18 protein-coding genes are annotated in these 23,423 nt (G+C 50.2%); all 18 read right to left on the reverse strand.

The features are described 5' to 3' along the window. Nucleotides 1-1,061: 1,061 nt before the first annotated feature. Nucleotides 1,062-2,396: a LysM peptidoglycan-binding domain-containing protein gene (locus TX85_RS20535; RefSeq protein ID WP_044481753.1), complete on the reverse strand. Its 1,335-nt coding sequence runs from the start codon at nucleotides 2,394-2,396 to the stop codon at nucleotides 1,062-1,064. 115 nt (nucleotides 2,397-2,511) lie between these two features. Then, complete coding sequence (locus TX85_RS20540; protein WP_316244901.1) at nucleotides 2,512-3,423, reverse strand: RluA family pseudouridine synthase; 912 nt, start codon at nucleotides 3,421-3,423, stop codon at nucleotides 2,512-2,514. Then, nucleotides 3,420-4,721, reverse strand: a complete 1,302-nt coding sequence (hemL, locus tag TX85_RS20545) for a glutamate-1-semialdehyde 2,1-aminomutase (protein WP_044481754.1) — start codon at nucleotides 4,719-4,721, stop codon at nucleotides 3,420-3,422. The genes TX85_RS20540 and hemL overlap by 4 nt, the downstream gene beginning before the upstream one ends. Before the next feature lie 20 nt (nucleotides 4,722-4,741). Further along, nucleotides 4,742-5,746 carry a porphobilinogen synthase gene (hemB, locus tag TX85_RS20550; protein ID WP_044481755.1) on the reverse strand — a complete coding sequence of 335 codons (1,005 nt, stop codon included), beginning with the start codon at nucleotides 5,744-5,746 and terminating at the stop codon, nucleotides 4,742-4,744. Between the two features lie 40 nt (nucleotides 5,747-5,786). Further along, complete coding sequence (cobA, locus tag TX85_RS20555; RefSeq protein ID WP_044482135.1) at nucleotides 5,787-7,334, reverse strand: uroporphyrinogen-III C-methyltransferase; 1,548 nt, start codon at nucleotides 7,332-7,334, stop codon at nucleotides 5,787-5,789. A 6-nt stretch (nucleotides 7,335-7,340) separates the two neighbouring features. Then, on the reverse strand, nucleotides 7,341-8,291 hold the full coding sequence (gene hemC, locus TX85_RS20560; protein ID WP_044481756.1) for a hydroxymethylbilane synthase: 951 nt from the start codon (nucleotides 8,289-8,291) through the stop codon (nucleotides 7,341-7,343). Beyond that, a complete protein-coding gene (locus TX85_RS20565; RefSeq protein ID WP_233500815.1) occupies nucleotides 8,288-8,923 on the reverse strand; it encodes a precorrin-2 dehydrogenase/sirohydrochlorin ferrochelatase family protein in 636 nt (211 codons plus the stop codon). Before TX85_RS20565 ends, hemC begins: the two co-directional genes overlap by 4 nt. A 247-nt stretch (nucleotides 8,924-9,170) precedes the next feature. Next, a complete protein-coding gene (hemA, locus tag TX85_RS20570; RefSeq protein WP_044481758.1) occupies nucleotides 9,171-10,559 on the reverse strand; it encodes a glutamyl-tRNA reductase in 1,389 nt (462 codons plus the stop codon). A 229-nt stretch (nucleotides 10,560-10,788) separates the two neighbouring features. After that, the gene (gene speD / locus TX85_RS20575) at nucleotides 10,789-11,187 is read right to left on the reverse strand and encodes an adenosylmethionine decarboxylase (protein WP_044481759.1); all 399 of its coding nucleotides are present in this window, start codon (nucleotides 11,185-11,187) and stop codon (nucleotides 10,789-10,791) included. 358 nt (nucleotides 11,188-11,545) lie between these two features. Next, entirely contained in the window at nucleotides 11,546-12,559 is a 1,014-nt protein-coding gene (locus TX85_RS20580; protein WP_101781204.1) for a glycoside hydrolase family 130 protein, read from the reverse strand. 50 nt (nucleotides 12,560-12,609) lie between these two features. Beyond that, nucleotides 12,610-14,241, reverse strand: coding sequence for an extracellular solute-binding protein (locus TX85_RS20585; protein WP_044481761.1), 1,632 nt, complete (start codon nucleotides 14,239-14,241; stop codon nucleotides 12,610-12,612). 60 nt (nucleotides 14,242-14,301) lie between these two features. Continuing rightward, nucleotides 14,302-15,177, reverse strand: coding sequence for a carbohydrate ABC transporter permease (locus tag TX85_RS20590; RefSeq protein ID WP_044481763.1), 876 nt, complete (start codon nucleotides 15,175-15,177; stop codon nucleotides 14,302-14,304). Nucleotides 15,178-15,229: 52 nt separating this feature from the next. After that, complete coding sequence (locus TX85_RS20595; RefSeq protein ID WP_081671827.1) at nucleotides 15,230-16,183, reverse strand: ABC transporter permease; 954 nt, start codon at nucleotides 16,181-16,183, stop codon at nucleotides 15,230-15,232. 254 nt (nucleotides 16,184-16,437) lie between these two features. Continuing rightward, nucleotides 16,438-18,723: a helix-turn-helix domain-containing protein gene (locus TX85_RS20600; RefSeq protein ID WP_044481764.1), complete on the reverse strand. Its 2,286-nt coding sequence runs from the start codon at nucleotides 18,721-18,723 to the stop codon at nucleotides 16,438-16,440. A 187-nt stretch (nucleotides 18,724-18,910) separates the two neighbouring features. Beyond that, complete coding sequence (locus TX85_RS20605; protein WP_044481765.1) at nucleotides 18,911-19,498, reverse strand: hypothetical protein; 588 nt, start codon at nucleotides 19,496-19,498, stop codon at nucleotides 18,911-18,913. Nucleotides 19,499-19,722: 224 nt separating this feature from the next. Next, nucleotides 19,723-20,340: a ribosome biogenesis GTP-binding protein YihA/YsxC gene (gene yihA / locus TX85_RS20610; RefSeq protein WP_044481767.1), complete on the reverse strand. Its 618-nt coding sequence runs from the start codon at nucleotides 20,338-20,340 to the stop codon at nucleotides 19,723-19,725. Nucleotides 20,341-20,356: 16 nt separating this feature from the next. Then, nucleotides 20,357-22,696 carry an endopeptidase La gene (gene lon / locus TX85_RS20615; protein ID WP_044481768.1) on the reverse strand — a complete coding sequence of 780 codons (2,340 nt, stop codon included), beginning with the start codon at nucleotides 22,694-22,696 and terminating at the stop codon, nucleotides 20,357-20,359. A 199-nt stretch (nucleotides 22,697-22,895) separates the two neighbouring features. Further along, the coding region (locus tag TX85_RS27725; protein ID WP_044481769.1) for a S16 family serine protease at nucleotides 22,896-23,423 on the reverse strand (528 nt) is incomplete at its 5' end.

Here is a 23,423-nt window from a genome sequence, read left to right on the forward strand (position 1 = left end):
ACGATCGCTGTTGTTCGCGGATTTCCATGATTGGACTAAGTTCTGGCAAGGGAGAATTCCGCTCACAAAGGCGAACGCTCCGCTTAATGCTTCCGAAGTAGCTTTCTTACAGAAAGCTTGTAACACTTCACACTTATGCCCTGATTACTTCGCCTTGCTGTTTAACTGATATGCAGTTGCACAAAGCTATGCCTAAGCTGCATAGCAATAACTGCACTGCATTAAGCTTTCTGCTTGCCGTCTGTGCCATGCAAGCAAGATACTGCGCGTCTGGAATTCCGCCCCGGCCTCACGATGCTTGGGCCTTGCACAGAACTTCACTCGCCATACTAATCAGCCCCATTCCTGTCACGGATCAAAGGATACGCTCCAGTGAAATTTCATACCTTAAATTCTTCATTTGACGCTCGAACCCACTTTTAGTGAAAAAACTTACCTTAGATCGCCAGTATCTAGTTAAACCCGCGGTATAGCCAACTTTAAGCGAAAGAATTTCACTATATCCGTATTTCCACCATTTCGCCTAAATTTAGAGTAACTTTTTTCACTGTATGCGTGTGATCCGTATTTGCATGAGGGCGATCAACCGTCGTCATGCTGTGAAGCACCGCATGCTGGGAGTTTCGCGCAGTGTGAGATCTGCATGATACTGATGCAAGATGTGCTTATACGTACTTCGTCGGCTTTTTGCAGAATCTGCTGGGGATAGTCCTTGTGTGGGTGGTTGTCCATGCATCTACCCCTGCTGAAGGTGCAATGATGCGCAGTTAGCTACTAAAGTGCATTCGTAGCATATAATGCCCTACTCAAGAGACTGCGCAAAAGGGTATAAGTGTGAAGGTTGGTGCAGTAAAAGCTTTCTGAAAGAAAGCTGCATCGGGAGCATACGCTCGGAGTGGTCGCCTTTGCAAGTGGATTTCTTCCTTGTCAGAACTTATTACAATAAGAGAAATCCGCGAGCAACAGCGATCGTAAGCACACTTCATACGTTGCCCCCAGCACGCAGAATCATTGGGTCCATAACATCAAAAGGGTCGTGCGCTATGGCACGACCCATTACCCTACGGAATATACAGCACCTGTCCTTCGGCAAGGTGATTTTCCGAGAGTCTGTTGTATAGTTGCAATTCACGGGAGCTAAGCTGATATCGGTCTGCGATCTCGTCCAGCGTCTCCTCCCGCTGCACGATGACCAGCTTCACTTTGCGGAAAGGCGTCTGTTCTTCAACATTTCTGATGAACAGGTTTTTCCATCTTATTTCTTCCTCTGATAGTCCTTCATCAGCCAAAGAGTTCAGCTCAGCCTGTGCCTGCTCACTCGGTATTTCCTCTGCCGTCTGGCGTTTCCCCTTCAGCAGCTTGCTCAGCCCGAAGTGCCCTTCGTTCGCAGATTTTTCCGGTTTTTTGCTGCCAAGAGCAATTTTCATTTCCTTCTTCTCTTCTTGTGCCGGGGCTGTGTTCTCTTCTATTTCGGGCTCCAAATCCAGTTCCTCGTTAGGAAGCGCCTCATGAATTGGGGCAGGAGCTTCCTCTTGAATAGGTTCTACATAAGCCATCACAGGCTCGCTCTCCGGCTCGCTATCAGGCAAAGCAGCTTGCGTCTGCAGTTCTCTCTCCCTGTCCAAATGCTCCTGGGGACTTTCACCGGTGGGGTCACTAGCTGGCGTCAACGGATGAAATTCCAGCTCGACCTCTTGCGCAATCTCCCGATCATCATCCTCATCCGTCTCCTGCTCGTTCCAGCTTGAAACAGAGGCTGCCTTCTTGTCCGCAAAATCAGCCCGGCTAAACAGAGGCGATTCCTCGTCATTCCATGATAACGGGGAAGCCTGCTCGTCCTGACCTGGCTGTGTCTGCTGCGCCTCCTGTTCCCAATTCCGGAAATGCTCCGTATAGCTGCGCTCCAGTTCTCCCGATTGAAATCCGCTGCCCCATTCGGTCAACGATTCCTGAACCGCCTGCTCTTTAACATCTGCAGCAGGCTCATAGGCAGCTGTGAATTCGCGTTCCTTCCACTCATCACTGCTGTCATTCCGTGACGCAGACTCTACGCCGTGCAATGAGAGAACACCGGTTATGTTTAAGCTTTTTGAGCTAAGCAGATCGACATCGAAATTGTCGATCTCGACGGCAATGTCCTCCAGCTTGCCAACCCGGCTCAGCGGTATCGTAATTTCAACCGGAATCCAATGCTCCAGTTGATGGGTGCCTTCTCCGCCGCTGTATACGCCCGACAAGAGCAAATGCCCGCGCAGCGAAGCATAGTCCTCTCCGGGAATAACCTGGATTCTAGGAACCAGCTCCATTTCCTCCAGCTCTTCAATGCCGGCAACGTTCTCTCCCAGGTGTACGCGTTCATAAATATCAAACCTCAGACCGTAGGATTGATCGGCCAAAATAATTCCCTCCCTTCAGCATATCCAAACATGATTTTGTATCCGGTAAGTGCACGGGTCCAAATCATCGCTCGATTTTATCTATATGCTTAAAAAGAGAGTGCATGACTCCTTTTTATTCTGCCGATCTCAGCTTGGCGAGGATTCCCTCCCAGGCTGCCGGCCAAGGATCGGATACAACGACCGGTTCACCCGTCATCGGATGAGGAAAGGACAAGCTCTCCCCATGCAAGGCCTGATGCTTCAGATATCGCAGGCTGCCGCCATATAACGCATCGCCTAGCAGCGGATGTCCCATATAGCTCATATGAACCCGGATTTGATGGGTTCTCCCCGTCTCCAGCGTAAGTCTTACGAGACTTGAAGCGGGATGGGTCTCCACTAATTCAACCCGGGTGACTGCCTTTTTTCCTGTAGGAGACACTCTCCTCCTGGAAGCATGATGGCGATCTCGTCCGATCGGCTCATCAATGAGCCGCAGTGAAGCTGGGACTACTCCATCAACCAGAGCAACATAGATGCGTCCGATTCTTTTTTCCTCCATAGCCGTCTCAAGCTGCCGCCGTGCCAGCTCATTCTTGGCATACAGGACCGGCCCTGAGGTGTGTTCATCCAAGCGGTGAACATGCTCGGGAGCAACCAACTCTCCGCGGCCGGAATAAAGACCGGACACGAGATTAGATAATGCCGGCTCCCGGCTTACTCCGTCCGAATGCACCTTGATCCCCTGCGGCTTGTGGACCACAAGGCAGTAATCATCCTCATATAGAACCTCCACCGGTTCAAGGGCAGGAGGATATTGAGAAACCTTAGGAGGAAAGCCATGTATACGAAGCCGGTCGCCCGCAAGCTTGATTCCACCGGCAGCTTCTAAGGAAGCGAGCCACTTCCGGTTCAGTCCATACTCCTCTTCCAACCACAGAAGGGCTGCACTCATGCGGCCCCCCTCTTCGTGGGCAGGAAGCTTGCCAGGCATCAGCTCCAGCCATTCCCCCCGCCTGATCCCCGGTTTGCGCAGACGGCTCACAGCGTTCTAAGCGCACGGCGATGCGCTTCAATCGTGGCTTCAATATCCGCTTCGGTATGGACTCCGGATACGAACATCCCTTCAAATTGAGAAGGAGCAATATTAATTCCTTCTGTGATCATCGCTGCAAAATACCGGCGGAACAGCTCCAGATCGCTGCTCTTGGCCGTATCATAATTCACAACCTCGTCCGAGGTGAAGAATGGACATACCATCGAGCCTACCCGATTAATTCGGCATGGAATGCCTGCTTCCCTCGCATTCTCCGTGAAGCCCTCTTCCAATCTTGCCGACAAACGCTCTAGCCGATCATAGATCTCCGGCGTGAGCAAGGATAAGGTCGTATATCCGGCAGTCATCGCAAGCGGGTTGCCGCTAAGCGTTCCCGCTTGATAGATCGGCCCTGTCGGTGCAATTTGCTCCATAATTTCCCGTTTGCCGCCATACGCTCCTACAGGTAGTCCGCCCCCGATTACTTTTCCCAGACAGGTCAAATCAGGAGTAACTCCATAACGCCCTTGAGCACAATGAATATGTACCCTGAACCCGGTCATCACCTCGTCAAAGATCAGAAGGCTTCCATAACGGGTTGTAATCTCACGAAGCCCTTCCAAGAAGCCTGGGAGCGGAGGTACCACGCCCATGTTGCCTGCGACAGGCTCCACGATAACTCCGGCAATTTCATCACCAAATCGCTCAAAGGCAAGCTGTACCGAAGCAAGATCATTATAAGGAACGGCAATCGTATTAGCCGCAACGCCCTCAGGAACGCCGGGACTATCCGGAAGGCCCAGCGTCGCGACGCCTGAACCCGCCTTGATCAATAGACTGTCCGCATGACCGTGATAGGAGCCTTCAAATTTCATAATTTTGCTTCGTCCCGTGTAACCTCGAGCCAGCCGGATCGCACTCATCGTTGCTTCTGTCCCGGAGTTCACCATCCGTACAATATCAATAGACGGTACCCGCTCGGCCACCAATTCGGCCATTTTCGTCTCCAGCAGGGTTGGCGCACCGAAGCTAGTGCCTTTGGACGCTGTTTCCTGCAAGGCCGAGACGACCTCAGGATGGGCATGTCCCATAATTAAAGGACCCCATGAGCCTACATAATCAATATATTGGTTACCGTCAATATCAAATACTCTGGAGCCTGCACCATGATCCAGATAGATCGGGGTCAGTCCCACCGACTTAAATGCCCGCACCGGGCTGTTGACTCCACCGGGCAAAACCTTTTTTGCCTGCTCAAATGCCTGACGTGAATGCTCATCACGATGCCGTCCTAAATTTCCGCTCATAAGCTCAGCTCCTGTTCCCCTTATTTTCCTTCCCGTAACCAGCGCGCCGCATCCTTCGCAAAATAAGTAATGATAATATCGGCTCCCGCGCGCTTCATCCCTAACAATATCTCCGTCACGATGGCCCGTTCAGAGATCCAGCCTTGCTGGGCAGCCGCCTTGACCATGGAATACTCGCCGCTCACATTGTAAGCTACGATTGGCAGGTCGAATTGGTCTCTAAGCAGGCGGACAATATCCAGGAAAGCCATAGCAGGCTTCACCATCAGCATATCTGCGCCTTCCAATACATCCGATTCCGCTTCACGCAGCGCCTCACGCACGTTGGCAGGATCCATCTGATACGTCTTGCGGTCACCGAATTGCGGCGCCGAATCGGCTGCTTCCCGGAAAGGACCATAGAAAGCAGAGGCATATTTTACCGAATAGGACATAATTGGAATATGGCTGAAGCCTGCTTCGTCCAATCCGGTACGGATCGCGTGTACAAAACCGTCCATCATATTGGAAGGAGCAATAATATCCGCTCCAGCTTGAGCTTGAGATACCGCTGTACGAACCAGCAGCTCCAGGGACTCATCATTCAAAACATCCCCGCATACATGGCCATCCCGCTCAAAGGTATGAACCATTCCGCAATGGCCGTGATCTGTAAACTCGCATAGACATGTATCCGCTACAACCAGAAGATCGGGATAGAGCTCCTTGATTTTTCGGGTAGCTTGTTGAACAATTCCGTTCTCGTCATAAGCGGAAGAGCCTACGCTGTCCTTGCTCTCCGGAATTCCGAACAACAGGACGGCCGGAATGCCCAGATCAACGATGTCCTTCACTTCTTCTTCCAGCGTATCCAGAGAAAAGTGATATACCCCTGGCATCGAGTTGATTTCTCTTTTGATCCCGCTGCCATGCGCCACAAAAATCGGCTGAACGAAATCATTTACATCTAATACGGTCTCACGCACCATTCCACGAATACCTGCCGATTGCCGAAGCCGGCGATGTCTTACGATTGGAAAACTCATGGATTACCCTCCTATATAACTAATAAATCGAATTATGTCATCATTGCTGCGAGCCTTGAAGCGCCTTCCATTCAACAAGCTTCTGCACGAGACTGTTAATCGTAGCCTCTTCCGCCATCAGATCGACATGCAAGCCGGCTGTCTTTGCCGTCTCAGCCGTTACCGGACCGATGCAAGCGATCGTAACCTTATCCAATGCTTGAACGGGATTCTCTATCCCCATATTTCTTAGAGCCTTCATGAAAAAAGTAACCGTAGAGGAGCTCGTGAAGGTGACAGCATGTATGCCGCCCTTTCCCAGCAGCCGCAGTAATTCGTCATCGTCCTCCCCGGCGGGAACTGTCTCGTACATCACCGCTTCGACCACTTCGAGTCCGAGCTTCTTCAGTTCACCCGGAAGCCAGGAGCGGGCCAAATCTCCGCGAGGAAGCAGCACCTTCTGACCCGGTTTAAGGACAGGTCCGAATGTCTCCAGCAATCCTTCAGCCTGGAAAGTTCCCGGAAGCTCCTCTGAGGTCAACCCATGCTGGCGCAAAGCTTCTTTCGTGGCGGGACCGACTGCAATAATCCTTGCTTTATGCATGGAGCGTATATCGCGCCCCGTCTCCAGCAGGTGACGGAAGAAGAATTCAACCCCATTTACACTTGTGAAAATCGTCCAGTCAAACGTATCCAGTTGTCCCAGCACTTCTTGCGTACGCTGTAAAGCCTCCCCTTGAGGCCAAGCAAAGTCAATCACCGGATACTCATAGGCCTCGCCGCCGAGCTCCTCAATTTGATGAACCAGACCGCTCGCTTGCGATCTGGAACGAGTCACGAGAATGCGGCTGCCGAAGAGCGGCATCGCCTCAGCCCATTTCAGAAGCTCGCGCTGCTGAACCACCTCGCCCACCACAATAACGGCCGGCGGCTTGAAATCGGCCTCCAGCACTTTTTGCTCGATATCGGAAAGTGTACCGACAAGCGTCTCCTGTTCAGCTCGTGTTCCCCAACGAATCAAGGCGACCGGCGTCTCCGGACTCTTTCCGTAGGTCATGAGCTGGCCGCTGATATAACCAATCTTGGCTACCCCCATCATAAACACCAGGGTGCCTGTCGCATTGGTCACGCGCTCCCAATCAATAGCTTCATCCAGCTTATCGGGGCTTTCATGTCCGGTTATGATGGACACGGATGAGGCCATATCCCGATGGGTTACCGGTATACCCGCATAAGCGGGAACCGATATAGCTGCCGTGATGCCTGGGATGATCTCATAGGAGATCCCGTGCTGACGAAGCAGCCCGGCCTCCTCGCCCACACGGCCGAAGATCGTCGGATCGCCGCCCTTCAGTCTTACCACAGTCTTGCCGCTAAGAGCTAGATCGACCAGCAGTTGATTGATATCCTCCTGCTTCATCGTGTGGCGATCGGTTCTTTTTCCCACGTAAATCATCTCCGCACCGGGCCTTGCCTTCTTCAACAAACTGGGGTTCGCAAGCCGGTCGTAGACGATGACATCCCCCTTAGCAATGCAATCCAGACCCTTGAGCGTAATAAGCCGGGCATCCCCTGGACCTGCTCCTACAAGATATACTCTCCCTTTCACCAATAATCACTCTCCAGTAGAAGCCAATATCGTATTTGCGCCTTTGGCAATCAGTTTGCCTGCCAATGCCTCTCCAAGAAGGAGAGGATCATTGCCTGCCATCGATTGTTTCAAAATCACTTTTCCATCGGGTGAGCCTACCAGACCGGTCAGCACCATTTCCGCAGGTGCTTCCTTGTCCGACCCCGGATTCAGCTGTGCAAAGGCTCCAATCGGCACCTGGCAGCTTCCTCCAAGCACGTTTAGGAAACGGCGCTCGGCCGTTACTGTCACCGCCGTATCCGGATCATTGTATAAGGAGAGCAACTGCTTCACATCCTCATCGCTTTCCCGGCATTCGATGCCCAAGGCGCCCTGTCCCACAGCAGGCAGACAAATCTCAGGCGGCAGATAGGAGGTGATTCGATCCTCCCAGCCCATTCTTAGCAAACCCGCGGCAGCAAGAATAATGGCATCGAACCCCTCATCTTCCAGCTTGCGCAATCTGGAATCGATATTTCCTCTAAGCGGCTCAAGCACGAAATCAGGCCGATTCGCAGCAAGCTGGCTGGAACGCCGCAGACTGCTCGTACCGATCCTGGCTCCTTGAGGAAGCTGCGACAGCTCCAGACCGTTGCGGGAGATAAGCGCATCCCGCGGGTCTTCCCGTTTGGGAATCGCACCGATGATCAAGCCTTCCGGAAGCTCGGCAGGCATATCCTTCATACTATGTACTGCCAGATCAATCTCTCCGTCCAGCATCGCCTGTTCAATCTCCTTTACAAACAGGCCCTTTCCTCCGACCTTTGACAAGGTTACGTCCAGAATTTTGTCGCCTTTCGTAACGATCTTTTTGATCTCAAAGTTGTATGGCAGATCTTGCTCAGCACAAATTTGCTCCAGGGCCCTGATCACATGTCCGGTTTGAGTTAAAGCCAATTGACTCTGCCTGGTTCCAACAATAATAGTGCGCTTCATGCTTCATCATCCTCCCGATAAGCTTCGATCCAGTTCATCCATTCTTCTTCACTCCACGGAGTAAATGTTCCCTGACGGATCTGAGCCAGCATATCCATATCTCTAACTACTCCAAGCAAGACGGACCTTCTATGAGGGTCTCGAACCTGGGCCTTTACCAGCGTTCGCGCCATTGCCATCGCATCCAGATATAGCTCATAGTCATCGCCGTAGACTTCGTCAATCTCGCGGCATAAGCGGCTTGCTGCAGCCGGCCCGCTTCCCGAAGCGGACACAGACAGGACCAGCTTCCCGCGCCTCAGTACACTCGGAGTAATGAAGGAACCTCGTCCCCCATCCCCGGCATGATTCACCGGAATTCCTAGGCGGTTAGCTTCTTCAACGACTGCGTCATTAATCTCTGGTGTATCTGTTGCTGCGTATGCCAGAAAGGCCCCCTCAAGGTCACCCTCCCGGTAGCCTCGCTGAATCCATTCAAGAGCTCCTTCAAGAAAAAGACGATGCAGCCGTTCACTTGTTGCGGGGCTGACAATCCTTACTTTGGCATCCGCATCCAGCAAAGAAAGCGCCTTTCGTTCTGCAACGAGTCCGCCCCCGATGATGATACAGCTCCTTCCTGACACTTTCATCATCAATGGAACATAAGTCTGCATAGTGTCCCCCCTGTCACGCTCTTACAACCTCAATGTGTATAGCATACTGTACACACACTTATTTTTCCACTGACAGACTCTTTCAGAGGTTGTTCAGAAAGTGATCTTTCGATCCTTTTAGAGCACACAATTTCGTGCATGTAAAAAAAGCCCTCGTGTATAAACGCTCCGCTCCGCAGGCTCAGCCTGAGGAGCAAAGATTCGTCATACCAAGGACTACTACACGTTATACAGTAACTTGAACCAACGAAGGCTCAACTACAGCCGGGAATTCCTTCGGTGCCGGAGAATCCGCTTCCTTCGCGGTCCATTCCTGACCAGCGCTGTTCTCCTCACCTAAAGCTTCCATTTGTTCTTCCAGCGCAAAAATTTGCGTAAACCATTCAAGCGCCTCAGGACCATTCTCTTCCGCAGCCATCTCCTTGATCCGGTTAACCGGATCATGCAGCATCTGATTCACAATGCTCTTGGTCAGCCGGCGGATGACCTTGCGTTGCCGTTCATCAAGCTCCGGAAGTTTGTTGAACAGACTTTCCAGTGTTGCTTCATGGATGGCGGATGACTTGGATTGCAGAGCTTGAATCACCGGCTTGATGCCCTGCGTGTGGAGCCAGTTGCCAAAGACGGAGATCTCATGCTCAATCATGCTCTCAATCTTGATGGCCTCTCCTCTCCGCATTTCCATATTACTTTCCACGATTCCTTCCAAATCGTCAATATCGTATAAAAACACATTATGCAGTTCAGCAATTGCAGGCTCAATATCCCGGGGAACCGCTATATCGATCATAAACAAAGGACGCTCAGGACGATGCTTCATCCCCGCAGCAACCTGGGCGGATGTCACAACATAGCCCTCCGCTCCGGTAGAGCTGATAAGGATGTCCACCTCAGACAAGCGCTGCATCGCTTCCTGCATCGAGCAAGGCGTTCCATCAAACTTGGAGGCAAGCTCCTGGGCTTTGGCGAAGGTACGATTCGCTACCAGAAGCTCTGCGGCTCCTGCGCCGCTTAGATGCTTCGCTGTCAGCTCACTCATCTTTCCGGCTCCAAGAATCAATACCCGCTTGCCTTCAAAGCTTCCGAAAACACGCTTGCCCAGCTCAACTGCAGCATAGCTGACCGAGACCGCACTTTCGCCAATGGCTGTTTCCGAATGGGCCCGTTTGCTAAGCGTTATAGCCTGCTTGAACAGCATATTGAACCATTTGCCGGTCGCTTTCTGCTGTTGCGCCAACAGAAAGGCATTCCGGACCTGTCCAAGAATCTGGGTCTCGCCAAGGACCATGGAGTCCAATCCACAGGTGACTCGGAATAGATGACGTAAAGCTTGTTCATCTTCATATATATATAAGTGCTTGGTAAACTCCTCGCGCGGAATACCAAACCACTTTTCCATAAAGCCTCGGATAAAATGACCACACATATTCAACCGGTCTACAACCACATAGATTTCGGTCCGGTTGCAGGTAGCAATTATGACACCTTCCAATACACTCTTGGTGCGCTTCAGTTCTTCCAGCGCTTGTGGCATATCTGTATCTGCAAAGGCAAAACGCTCCCTGACCTCAACAGGCGCAGTCCGATAATTCAATCCCACAACTACAATGTGCATTGCAAAGTTCACCTGCCTCTTGAAAGTTTAGGCGTTAAATTTAACTAATCAACAAAAACAATGTTAATTATATCACACCAAATTTGAATTCCCCTTGGAATTAGGTGAGTAATTTATGAATGTTTTATGAACGTCCACATTCAAAACAAATAACCATGGATATTGTCCATGGTTAAATTTATATTATCGCAAAATTCTTCCTGGTTTACATAAGTCGAGTCGAATTGCTTTACACCAATTCTACGGGATTCAAAGCAGGCGTTGCAACCTCCATCTCACCCGTTCCGCGAATCAATGTTTTTGCGTAGCTTTTCTCGGCTTGCAAGACAGTTACCAGATACTCCACGGCCTGCTGAGGATCGACATCCTCACCACAGGTGTAGCAATCAATTGCAGCAAAGCCTTTATCAGGATACGTATGAATCGAGAGGTGACTCTCCGACAGCATTACCAACACAGTAGCGCCTTGCGGCTCAAACTTTCTCGATTGAATAGAGAGTACAGTTGCCCCGCAGACATCCGCCGCTTCGACTAAGAAAGCCTGAAGCAAATGCTCATTATTCAATACCTCAAAGTCCACTCCCCAAGCATCAACAGCAACGTGTCTTCCGAAAGTTGAACATTCCACCTTCGGTTCCCCCTTCCTAGGAATAAAATGTTTGACCTAATTTCATCCGCTAGGACCTACGTCATTCACTTCCCGAGGGAAAACTCTCTCGCAACATCAACATGTCCTGAGTGAATCCTGGTTCCTATATTCTTTTCAACGAGATTAAAAATAACATCTATCCAGGACAAATGCAATACTTTTTTGTCCCGCTCATATCATATTCCCGGCTCTGCAATTAGGATACCTCAATGAAACCTGCTGATTATTTAAAAATAAAGGCACTGAGGAGCGATAGCATAACTAACGCGTCCACAGTGCCAACAGTTCTATTTGTTTATAATGCCAATAGCTCTGCGCAGTTCTAGTTCAAGCAACTTTACTCCGCGCTCTGAGGCTCCAAACAGAGACGAATCAAATCATCCACATGTGCTGTAGCAAGACATTCCACCGTGTCGGCAGCACCGTAGTAAATCTTCACCTCGCCGGAATCTTCGAGCAGCATGCCACCCGGGAAGATGACATTATTGCGGAAACCGCCTGCGACCTCATAGTCTGCCTCCGGCACGAGGAGCGGCGACTTGTATATCCCGCGCACGCGACTTGGATTGTCAAGCTCCAGCAGCATGATCCCTGCTGTATAGCGCTTCTTCCACGCAGGCTCCCAGCCGTTCTTGCCGCGTGCCGGGTCCAGGTCAACCGCATGGAATGTGGTAAGCCAGCCTTGCTCCGTCTTGATTGGAGGCGCCCCCGGGCCGATCTTGTCATTCGCATAGGGGACCTGTTCCACGGCTAGCAACAGCTCTGAATCCCCCCAGTAGCGCAGATCGTTCGAGCGGCTCAGCCACATATCGAACCGATCCCTACCGCCCCGGCTATATACCGTGAACGGGCGCTCCAAACGTACATACTGACCACCGATCTTCTCAGGGAACAGGACCATATTTCGATTATCCGGCACGGACAGACTAAGTACCTCAAACGATTGAAAATCATCCGTAACGGCAATTCCGCCACGTATACCATGCTTGGTATCTACTGCAAAGCAAAGATAGCAGCGACCCTCAATCACGGTGAGCCGCGGATCATACACTCGCTGAACCTCCTCATCATGCCAGCTCCAGCATGGAGTCGGCTCGACCTTCCAGTCTACCCCATCCTCACTGAAAGCCAGCCCCAGATTCGTGGTATGGCTCGGGTATACCTGCTCCCCCTGCTCATTGCCGTAGTCATTGCGGAATACCATCACATACTTGCCCTGAAATTTGGCAACCCCCGCATTGAAGACCATTGCCGGACCATAGGGCACATCCTTGGGTGCAAGCACCGGATTAGCTGGATGGCGATAAATGCGCTTGCTCGATTCGATTGGAAATCCAAGATTAGCTTGCATCGTCGGTTTCTCCCCTTCTCTCCTCATCACTAAGCAGCCTGCATGGCAGTTTACTGCTGAAAATCACTGATGTAAAGCACATTGTCTGCCTTCTCCTTAAGCCAATTGCTGAAGTATTCATCAATCTTGGTCCCGCCAGCACTGTTCCACAGCGCCTGTACATCAGCGAGCGCCTGATCGGTCGTATATTTATCGCCGCTGACAATCGACTTTCTCCAGATATCACCGATGGTTTCCGTATTTTTGGCTATCACTTGCAGATCCGACGGCAAGCCTGGCCAGTTGATAACCGGATGTGCGTATGGCCGATCCGGATTAAGAAATGCTGCATGTGCAGAATCAATCAGCTCACTAAACCCCTTCTCTTCCGGGATATCCATGTTGAGCTTGACCTCAGCCTGCTCCTTCTCCGGCAATGTGCCGATAAAGCTCAGCATATTGAAATCAAGCATGCCTACGAGTTCAGCTTTATTCTTCTCCGCATCAATCGGGATCGCAACACCGTCTGCATCCTTGTTATAGTGAACACCCTCTATCCCGTTCTTGAGTGTCATGGCCGTGTCTTGATCTACCAGGAAATCAATATATTGCATAACAGCTTCCGGATCCTTGGCATTGGCATTGATAGCGCCAGTCATCTGAATCGGTGATTTATATTTGGGATTAAACGCGCCATATTGGCTTTCTGGCAGCGGAACTGGCTCAATCACCGCTCCGGGATCATTCTTCAACAAGGATTTGTATGCTTCCAGCAGCAAGGCATTGTCAATCCCGCTGCTCGACAGATAAATGCCCAGCTTCCCGCTTACCCAAGTTTGCTTGGCAACTTCGCCCGTCTTATCTGTCAGGAAGTCCTTATCCACGATGCCTTCCTCAAACAAGCGTTTCTGGAAATCCGCTGCTGCCTTAGCCTGCTCGCCTACTGTTGGATTAACCAGTTGACCGTCCTGTACAAAACGGCTTCCATTATTGAACATCGCATTGATGACAGATTCTGCATTATTGCCGCCCATGTTCATACCGAATGTGTCTTTCTCTCCGTTCCCATCCGGATCTTGCTCACGGAATGCCTTAGCCACCTCATAGAGTTGCTCCGTCGTGGTCGGCATTTCGAGTTGCAGCTTATCCAGCCAATCCTTGCGAATCAGCATGTAGTCATTCGTCTTCATACCCAGGATCCGGCCTACCAGATAGGTACCGCCATCATCCATCTGTCCGAGAGTGAGCAACTGCGGGAATTCCTCCGTCATCTTCTTGTAGGTGGTGCTGTGATTAGCAATCAGGTCATCGAGCTTCAGCAGCTGCTTCTGCCCATACAGCTGATTGAGGAAGTTGCCGTCATACTCCAGAATCAGATCGGGTGCATCTCCCGATGCGAACAGCAGATTCAGCTTCTGTACCTGCTCTGAGCGCGGGAATGGAATGAAATCAACCCCTACAGGACTATGCTCATTAATCCATTTGGACCAGATGTTGTCGTCCACCGTACCAGCTGCCGGCGGCACATTACCACGATCATACAAGGTAACGGTAATTGTACTGCGATCAGCAGCTGATTTGTCCCCATTCACAGACTTGTCTCCTGCGGCTGACTTATTATTCCCTGTTCCGCATGCAGCGAGCACTAACACGATCAGCATAGTCGTTGCAATCAGCAATACACTTTTATTCCTCATCTTCATCTTACAACCCCCATTTATTAATATGCTTTGCCGTAACAAACAGCAAGACAATTCCTGCAGTTAACCCTTGACCGCACCAATCATGACACCCTTAACGAAATACTTCTGCAGAAAAGGATATACGAGCAGCATCGGAATGAGCATCACGAACAATGCAGCGGCCTTGATTGATTCCGGGGTCATCTGCTGCACACTCTCCGATTGGAGATTATTCATCTCCTGCAGCATCGTCTGACTCTGCACCATCTGTTGAACCATCACTGCAAGGTTATATTTGGTCGTATCGTGAATAAAAATCATCACACTGTAAAAGGAATTCCAATAACCGACCGCATAGAATAGCGTCAAGGTTGCAATGACCGGCATAGATAATGGCAGTACGATTCGCAGCAGCTGTCGGTACTCTCCGCAACCATCTATCTTGGCCGACTCGATCACCTCTTCAGGAATGCTTTCGAAGAAGGTTCGCATGACCAGCATATTGTACGTGCTAACCAGCCCCGTCAGCCACAATGCCCAATAACTGTTGATCAGCCCCAATGCCTTCAGGACGAGAAAGGTCGGGATCGTTCCGCCGCCGAATAGCATGGTGAAGACAATGATCAACGTAAGTGTTCTCCGTGCATAGAAATACCGTTTGGATAACGGATAGGCCGCCATGATCGTAAAGAGCATACTCAGACCTACCCCGACAACTGTAAGAATGACACTGTTCGTAAACGCTTCCACAATTCGCGTGCCCACAAACAGCGAGCGATAAGTCTCGAAGCTCCAGCCCACCGGCCACAGCGTAACAGTCCCGGACAGGATTGCATGATTATCACTCAAGGATACAGCCATCAGATGAATAAGCGGCAGCAAGCAACTGAGTCCAGCCAATGTCAGTATCACGTAATTAAATGCATAGAACCATCTTTCACCTCGTGTTGTTCTCATGGCCCCTCTCTTCCTCCCTCTGTATCAGCAGCTTTCTGATTGCATATGGTCTCTACCACAGGCCATTGCCGAATCTCCGAGCGACCAGATTGGCGCTGAACACCAGCACAAAGCCCACGATGGATTCGAACAAGCCCATAGCCGAGGTTAAGCTGAACTGTCCGCCTTGAATACCTACCTTGTAGATATAAGTACTGATAACCTCCGATACGTTGTACACCCCGGAATTCTGCAGGACATACACAGGATCGAAGCCTACACTCATCACACTGCCCATCTGTAAAATCAGCAGCAGAACGATTGTAGCACTAATTCCAGGCAAGGTTATATTGATGATCTGCCGCCATTTACTGGCACCATCCATACTTGCCGCCTCGTAGAGAGAAGGGTCGATGCTTGTGATAGCAGCCAAGAAGATAATCGTGCTAAATCCGGCTTCCTTCCAGATACCAGCTCCGAGGAAAATTGTAATCCAGGACCCCTCATCGTAGAGGAAGGGAAAGGTATTGCCCGTCATCCGCTCCAGAACGGCATTAATAATCCCATTTTGCTCGGCAAACATCGTCACTACGATCCCGCCAACGATTACCCATGAGAAGAAATGCGGAAGATAAACGAGCGTCTGCACCCATTTTTTGAACCATTGTCTGCGTACTTCATTGAGCAGAATAGCGAGCAGGATCGGAATCGGGAAGCCGACAACAATATTCAATACGCTAAGCACCAGTGTATTACGAATAATGTTAATTGTCTGCGGGTTGCTGAAAAGAATCTTGAAGTTGTCCAACCCGATCCATGGACTATGAAGAATGCCGTCTGTAAAGTTGTAGTTTTTGAACGCCATGATTGCGCCGAACATCGGTACATACTTGAAGATCACGTAGAACAGGAGTACAGGCACAAATAATGAGAGCAACGGCAGGTTTTCTCTGAATCTCCGCTTGGTCTCACGTCGGCGCTGGACATGATTACGCAACTCCAGTGCACCGCCAGTTGAGTCTGCCACAGGCAACCTCCTTCAATCCTTAATCAGAAGAATTAAGAACAATTTTGCTTATGATGTGGTACCACCCATACATCGACTATAGGACAGCGACTTCTTGATGAGCAATCATCAAGTTTCTGCTTATCGCCATTTGGTAGAATATTTACCTTATTCATAATTGCGTTAAATCCAGAGGATAGACGTTTTTACAAAAAACTGCTGACTCGCAGAAAAAAAGCCTGTATCAGTCATCCATATCGGATAACTGAACAGGCTCAAAGCAATTGATTTTCCTGCTTGCGATAATCACCAGGTGTCATGCCATAATGCTTCTTGAAGCTGCGAATAAAGGTCATCGGATTCGTATACCCTACTTGCAGTGCAATCTGCTGAATCGCCTCATTCGTCTCCAGCAGCAGATGCTCCGCATGACTCAGGCGAACCTTGGCCAGGAAGTCAACAAATTTATCGCCGATTTCTTCACGAAACAAGGCGCTCATGTATTTGCCGCTAATCCCAAATTGCTCCTCCAGCATACTCAGTGAAAGATCCGGATTCGCATAGTGCTGCTCAATATAATGTCGCACCTCTTGCATTCGGCTATGATGCTTGCGCGACTCGCGGTATTCCGCAAGCCGGCCGTCCATCTCGGTAAACAAAGCCGTGAGTTGCTGCCTGGTCTCTTCAATCGTCTCCATCCCTTGTAATATACGCTCCAGAACCGGATACAGATCATTATTCCATAGCGACTGTCCCTCTTCAGAGAACTCCATCAATTCTCTGCGCAGCATCTGGGTAATATGATTAATCAGATAGTATACATCGCTCTTCGCGAAGCCGCCAGCAATCAGTTCCTGGAACAGCAAATGCAGCTCGTCCTTCCAGCGCTCTTCACCAATCCGATAGGCGTGAGTGAGGGAACGAATCTTTGGAATCAGTCTATAAACCTCTCGCTGACTTTCAACTTGCAGTTCTTCATAAGCAATCACACGTCCACTGCCTTGAATGAACTTATCATTCAGAGCCTCCTGAGCCTCCGCATGAATCAGATACAGCTGCTCCGGATCCGAGATCACCCTGCTGAGTCCAATCGAGACCGTGAAATCAAGATTGCTTCTGACCCAGTCGGACAGCTGAGCAGCAATCGCATAGACCCTCCCCTGAAGCGCTTCCATTCCATTCCTATTCAACGAATCCCCTTGAGCAAGCGGCTCGGTTCCGTCCGTGTCGACCAGCAAAATCGTCATCCTTGGACCCTCCAGCCACTCCGCCCATATATTCACCGCATGTTGACCCGAGAGTTCTCGTACTACACTATTCATAACAAACTGAAATAAAAACTGATCACGTGTAGAATAACGATCGGCAAAATCCCCATAATGGTCGATCTCAACAATCCCAACTGACAGCTGTTTGGAAAAATCACATACTTTCAGCTTGGCAGCTTCCTTCTTCCATTCATCCCGATTCCAGATTTCGGTGCCGGCAACCAACTCACGCAGCTTGTGCCGACGCTTGAATATCAAGCTTTCTTCCTGTTCGCGCTCATATTCGAGTACCTGTCTAGTGAGATGCTGGAAAGCCTCTTCGATAATTTTCAGCTCATCCTTGGTCGGCTGCGACTGCGGCTGGAAAATCTCATGTTGGGCTGAGTGAAAGTAAACAATGCGCTGCATGATCGTATGAATTGGCTTGTATTGACTGCGTGCTGTATAGACGATCCAGGCGATGCCCAATATCAATAAAATAACGGATATCCCAAGCATCAAGGTGAACAGCCCCGAGGTGAAGGTATAAACCGAGCCATCCTGGATGCCCGTGGCGATCGTCCAGCCTGTATAGTCCGATACAATGTGATGCAATTCCTCCATCTTGTCCGGGAGCGAAGATTTGAAGATTTCCCGGCCATTGCTGCCAATTAATCTTGCACTGCTAATATCCGCCGCCTGGTTCATTTCTGCAACCAGTTGCTGCAGCTCGGATACCTTCACATTCACAACAATAAGTCCGCTCTCACCCTTGGGAGGAGGGTAATCGCTTACTAACGAGACGACATCTCTGGACTGGTCTGAATATTTGTTACGAAGTGATCGTGCATCCGACCATTTGTGATCCCGCTCGCTGCGTTCCAGCCAATTTCGAATAAATGCCTGATCACCATGCTTGTCCAGCGGCAAATTCATCGTATCAGACAACACGGTCTCATCCGCGGCGCGATACAGATAGATCGAATCAATTAATGGTAATGACAGCTTGATCTTATCCAGTTCTCTAGAGATTTCGTACTTATAGAAATATCGTTCGCCAAGTTCCTTCTCATAAAAATAGGCTGCGAGCTTTTCATTCTGCAGCGCCGCATTCAAAACCTGCGTCTCAACCGCCTTGAGGTTGAAATCAACGCTCTGCTGAACATGCTCTGCAAATACCCCATTGGCACGAACAACATCTTGTTTGGATTGCTGGACAGTCGACAGGAAGGTTGCTCCTAACAGCACAAAGATAATTAATAATAACAACGGCAGATAAGAAAGTACCTGTTTTTTAAACCACCATCGACTCATTATCCGCCTCCAATCCTATCATCCCGTCATGTTATCCGATATCCTTGTATGTTCCCATACTTCCAAATTATTGTAGGTTATTTGGACTACATCCGTCAATCCGGCTGCCCCATCCGATTTAACCTTACAAAAAAAAGATCCTTCAAGGATTCCCCTGAAGAATCTTTATTCTGTATAACTGTACTTGTTAAGCTTCAAGTGCAAAGAGCCGGCGCGAGCAATTCCGAAGCTCGTCGTCAATCCGGTCGAGCACTTTCGGCTGGCTTGCTACAAACCGCTGATCCAGAAGCTGATTGATCCGGGTGTGGATCGACTCAATTTCCTGTTCAATGGCTTCGTTGCGATATATGCTCTGAAGTTCAGCAAGGGTATCCTTGAGCTCGAACACTAATTTGTACGATTCTCTCGAATACTCGACGATTTTACGCACTCTGCCATTTTCATAATAATACATCATCATGAATCCGTTAAAGATTCTGGTGACCATGCCTGAGCCCTTAAAGGCAGCAAAGAGCAATCTCATAACATTGGTCAAATGGGGCGTCTCCAAGCGGAAAGATAATTCACAGACATAGTTACCGTCTCTCAGGTCAAAAGGCAGATGAACTTCCTCCCCGCCGTCATCCTCCAGCACCACCTCTTGACTGCCGTTATCCAGCACTTTCACCCGCTGGCGGACATGAGGATCGTACACCTTATGAATAAACTGCGACATCTGGGCTTCCGACAAACACATACTGGCGTTTACATACTCTGTGGCTAACCGCTGAGCCATAAAAATCTCCTCAATTCTTCAATTTAGCAATTATATACAGTAATTATACAATATAACTCTGACTCCTTGCTCAACAGGTAAATCGTAAAATTGCGGCATATTTCAGGAAAAATCGGTTTGAGCCGTTTTTACATGCAAAATTATCGCAGTATGCTCACTTTCCTGCCATTCCTGCTTCAAATCCCTTCTTGATCCATCGATTTGGGGCTGTATACCTGATTAGGCTACAAGTTGTCCTCTTCTTGCTGCTCTGCACCGTCCTCGATAAAGGAATTAATCTGTTCCCATAGCTCGTCTCTCCCGATTCCCGCCTCCGAAGAGAAGAGCATCAGTTGATCTCCGGCCCGCAGCACAAGCGCATCCCGAATGATCTTCATATGCTTCTGCCAGCGGGACTTAGGAATTTTATCCGCCTTGGTAGCAACAACGCATACAGGTAAGTCATGATGCTTGAGCCAATCATACATCAGTTCGTCATCCTTTGACGGCGGGTGACGAAGGTCAATGATCAACAGGATAAGTCTGAGCGTCTCACGCTCAAGCAAATACTTTTCAATCATGCCTCCCCAAGCCTGACGCTGGGTCTTCGACACTTTGGCATAGCCGTAGCCGGGGAAATCCACAAAATACAAGTCCTCATTAATCCGGTAATAATTCAGATGCTGCGTCTTGCCTGGCGTAGAGCTCGTACGGGCCAGATTCTTCCGGTTAATCATTCGGTTGATCAAGGAAGACTTCCCTACATTGGAACGCCCTGCCAGAGCAATCTCCGGCAAGGCATCGTCAGGATATTGACTTGGTCCGACTGCGCTTATTACAAATTCAGCTTGATTTACTTTCATACTTCCATTCCTCTCTCTAGTGCGGCCCGGACTGCTGTTCCACAAGCGCGTGCTCCAAAACCTGATCCATATGGGCCACAGGCACGAACGCCACATCTTCCTTCACACTATCCGGAATATCGCGCAAATCGCGCTCATTATCCTTGGGCAGCAATATTTTCTTGTATCCTGCCCGATGAGCGGCAAGCGACTTCTCCTTCAGTCCTCCGATCGGCAGCACTCTTCCGCGCAGCGTGATCTCACCAGTCATTGCAACATCCTTTGATACGTGGCGTCCTGTCAGAGCGCTGATCAAGGCAGTAGCAATCGTAATTCCGGCAGAAGGACCATCCTTTGGAATAGCTCCCTCCGGGATATGAATATGAATATCGTTTTTCTCGTGAAAATCAGAATCAATTCCAAGCTCTGTTGCCTTGGATCTCGTATAGCTAAATGCGGCTTGAGCAGACTCCTTCATCACGTCGCCCAATTTCCCTGTCAGAATCAGCTTTCCGCTGCCCGGAACCACTGTAACCTCAATGACCAATGTTTCACCGCCAACCTCGGTCCAGGCGAGCCCGGTCACTGTTCCGATCTGGTCCTCTAATTCAGCAACCCCATAACGGAACTTCGGAACTCCCAGATAATCCTTGATCTCTTCCGGTCCTATAGCCAGTGTTTCCTGATCTTCGGATACAATTTTCTTGGCTGCCTTTCGGCATAACGCAGCAATCTGCTGCTCCAGATTCCGAACCCCTGATTCGCGGGTGTACTCCCGAATGGTGCGAAGCAGCGCTTCCTCGCCAATTTGCAGCTGATCCGGCTCCAGACCGTGCTCGCGCTTCTGCTTAGGCAGCAAGTATCTTGTGCCGATCTGCAGCTTCTCCAGCTCGGTGTAACCCGGAATATAGAGCATTTCCATACGATCCAGCAAAGGACGGGGGATGTTATGTACCGCATTCGCTGTCGTCACAAACATCACATTGGACAGGTCAAACGGAACCTCTACAAAATGATCGCTGAATGTATTGTTCTGTTCTGGATCCAGCACCTCAAGCAAGGCCGAAGAAGGATCTCCCCGGAAATCCGAGGCCATCTTGTCAATCTCGTCAAGCAGAAAAACAGGGTTCAGCGTTCCGGCGGTTTTCATCCCCTGGATGATCCGGCCCGGCATCGCTCCGACATAGGTACGACGATGTCCGCGAATCTCCGCCTCATCTCTCACCCCACCGAGGGAAATTCGTACAAACTCCCTGCCTAGCGAACGGGCAATGGATCGAGCCAAAGAGGTCTTACCCACTCCGGGCGGACCGACGAGACAAAGGATCGGCCCCTTCAGCTTCTTCACCAGCTTCTGAACTGCTAAATATTCCAGGACACGTTCTTTCGGCTTCTCCAGTCCATAATGATCCTCATCCAGCACTTGCTCCGCCTTCGTCAGATCCAGATCATCCTCGGTTTTATTGCTCCATGGAAGACTCAGCAGCCAATCCACGTAATTGCGGATAACTCCGCCCTCCGCAGAGCTGGCGGGCATCTTCTCCAGACGATCGATCTCCTTGAGCGTCTTCTCACGCACTTTTTCGGGAAGGTTCTTCTCTTCTAATTGCGCCCGAAGCTCCTCGACCTCTCCGGCACGGCCCTCCTTTTCGCCCAGCTCCTTCTGGATCGCCTTCATCTGCTCACGGAGATAATATTCCTTCTGGGTCTTCTCCATTTGCTTTTTGACCCGCTGACTGATCTTCCGCTCCAGTTCAAGCACTTCACGCTCATTGTTCAGAATATCCAGCAGCTTCTCCAGCCGCATCCGAACCTCGATCGTTTCAAGAATTTCTTGTTTATCCTTAATCTTCAGAGACAAATGGCTCGTAATTACATCAGCAAGCCGTCCAGGCTCCTCAATGTCCGATACAGCTGCCAATGTCTCCGGAGTCACTTTCTTGGACAGATTGATATAATGTTCGAACTGAGTAAGTACTGTACGCATAAGAGCATCAACCTCAGGATCGTCGGACTCCTCTTCCGGCTGTTCCTTAGCCAACACCTCATAGTACTCCTCATTATCCAGGTATTCTACAATTTCCGCCCGCTCCATCCCTTCCACCAATACACGGATGGTCCCGTTAGGGAGCTTAAGCATCTGACGAACCTTGGCGACCGTCCCGATACGAAAAATATCTTCTTGGGTCGGCTCTTCAATGTTCACTTCCGATTGAGAACACAGGAGAATTAAGTTGTCATCGACCATCGCTTTTTCCAGCGCCTTTACGGACTTGTCACGCCCGACATCCAAATGCAGCACCATGCTCGGATACACGAGCAGGCCGCGGAGCGGCAGCAAAGGAAAACGACGGCCTTTCATTTTATGGGGTCCCATCGCTATGCACCTCCAACGTTCCCTTCAGTAATGTTCAAAATCCGGCCTTTGTTCACGCAGCAGATTCTAATGAAAAAACGGCCTCGCATCTTGAACTCATTTTTCTTCGTAATTTCATACCTATTTTAGCAAAAGTGATCTTAAAACACCAATGAAGGCGGCCGCGCAAACCGCAACCGCCCTTGCAATGCCGAAATGCCTACATGCCTCCATTAGGGGACGGAGAATTCGCCTGCAGGAACGAAGCCGGTGTTGGCATGGGAGCAAAGAGCTCCCCTCCGGAGCTAAAGCCGATATCCTTCTCTATTTCCGGTCCGAATACATGACGAAACACCTCGCCTACCGACTCCACAGGAATAACCCGGAGCCCTTCCAGGCCTTCAAATAACGTTTGCCAATTGTCCTTTGGAATCAGAACCGTTGTAGCACCGGCTTGAAATGCGGCCTCCACCTTGGCCACCACGCCCCCAACCGGCTTGACCATACCATGAATGCCAATCTCGCCGGTCATCGCAATCCGATGGTCAACAGGAATCCGCCTTAGGGCGGAGGCAATAGCTGTCGTGATTGCCAACCCTGCAGATGGGCCGTCAATCGGAGTCCCGCCTGGGAAATTGATATGAATATCGTACCCTGCCGGGTCCAGCCCCATTCGTTTCAGAACGGTGATGACATTCTCCACCGAGCCCTTGGCCATGCCCTTCCGCCGAAGGGTCCGGCTTCCGCC

Source organism: Paenibacillus antibioticophila, from assembly GCF_000455265.1.
Lineage (GTDB): Bacteria > Bacillota > Bacilli > Paenibacillales > Paenibacillaceae > Fontibacillus > Fontibacillus antibioticophila.

Bases quoted from the DNA above. Each gene is read 5' to 3' on its own strand.
- yihA (WP_044481767.1), bottom strand. From the start codon at position 20,340: ATGAAAGTAAATCAAGCTGAATTTGTAATAAGCGCAGTCGGACCAAGT.
- hemL (WP_044481754.1), bottom strand. From the start codon at position 4,721: ATGAGCGGAAATTTAGGACGGCATCGTGATGAGCATTCACGTCAGGCA.
- TX85_RS20565 (WP_233500815.1), bottom strand. From the start codon at position 8,923: ATGATGAAAGTGTCAGGAAGGAGCTGTATCATCATCGGGGGCGGACTC.
- TX85_RS20590 (WP_044481763.1), bottom strand. From the start codon at position 15,177: ATGAGAACAACACGAGGTGAAAGATGGTTCTATGCATTTAATTACGTG.
- TX85_RS20580 (WP_101781204.1), bottom strand. From the start codon at position 12,559: ATGCAAGCTAATCTTGGATTTCCAATCGAATCGAGCAAGCGCATTTAT.
- lon (WP_044481768.1), bottom strand. From the start codon at position 22,696: ATGGGACCCCATAAAATGAAAGGCCGTCGTTTTCCTTTGCTGCCGCTC.
- TX85_RS20585 (WP_044481761.1), bottom strand. From the start codon at position 14,241: ATGAAGATGAGGAATAAAAGTGTATTGCTGATTGCAACGACTATGCTG.
- hemC (WP_044481756.1), bottom strand. From the start codon at position 8,291: ATGAAGCGCACTATTATTGTTGGAACCAGGCAGAGTCAATTGGCTTTA.
- TX85_RS20605 (WP_044481765.1), bottom strand. From the start codon at position 19,498: ATGGCTCAGCGGTTAGCCACAGAGTATGTAAACGCCAGTATGTGTTTG.
- hemB (WP_044481755.1), bottom strand. From the start codon at position 5,746: ATGAGTTTTCCAATCGTAAGACATCGCCGGCTTCGGCAATCGGCAGGT.
- hemA (WP_044481758.1), bottom strand. From the start codon at position 10,559: ATGCACATTGTAGTTGTGGGATTGAATTATCGGACTGCGCCTGTTGAG.
- TX85_RS20600 (WP_044481764.1), bottom strand. From the start codon at position 18,723: ATGAGTCGATGGTGGTTTAAAAAACAGGTACTTTCTTATCTGCCGTTG.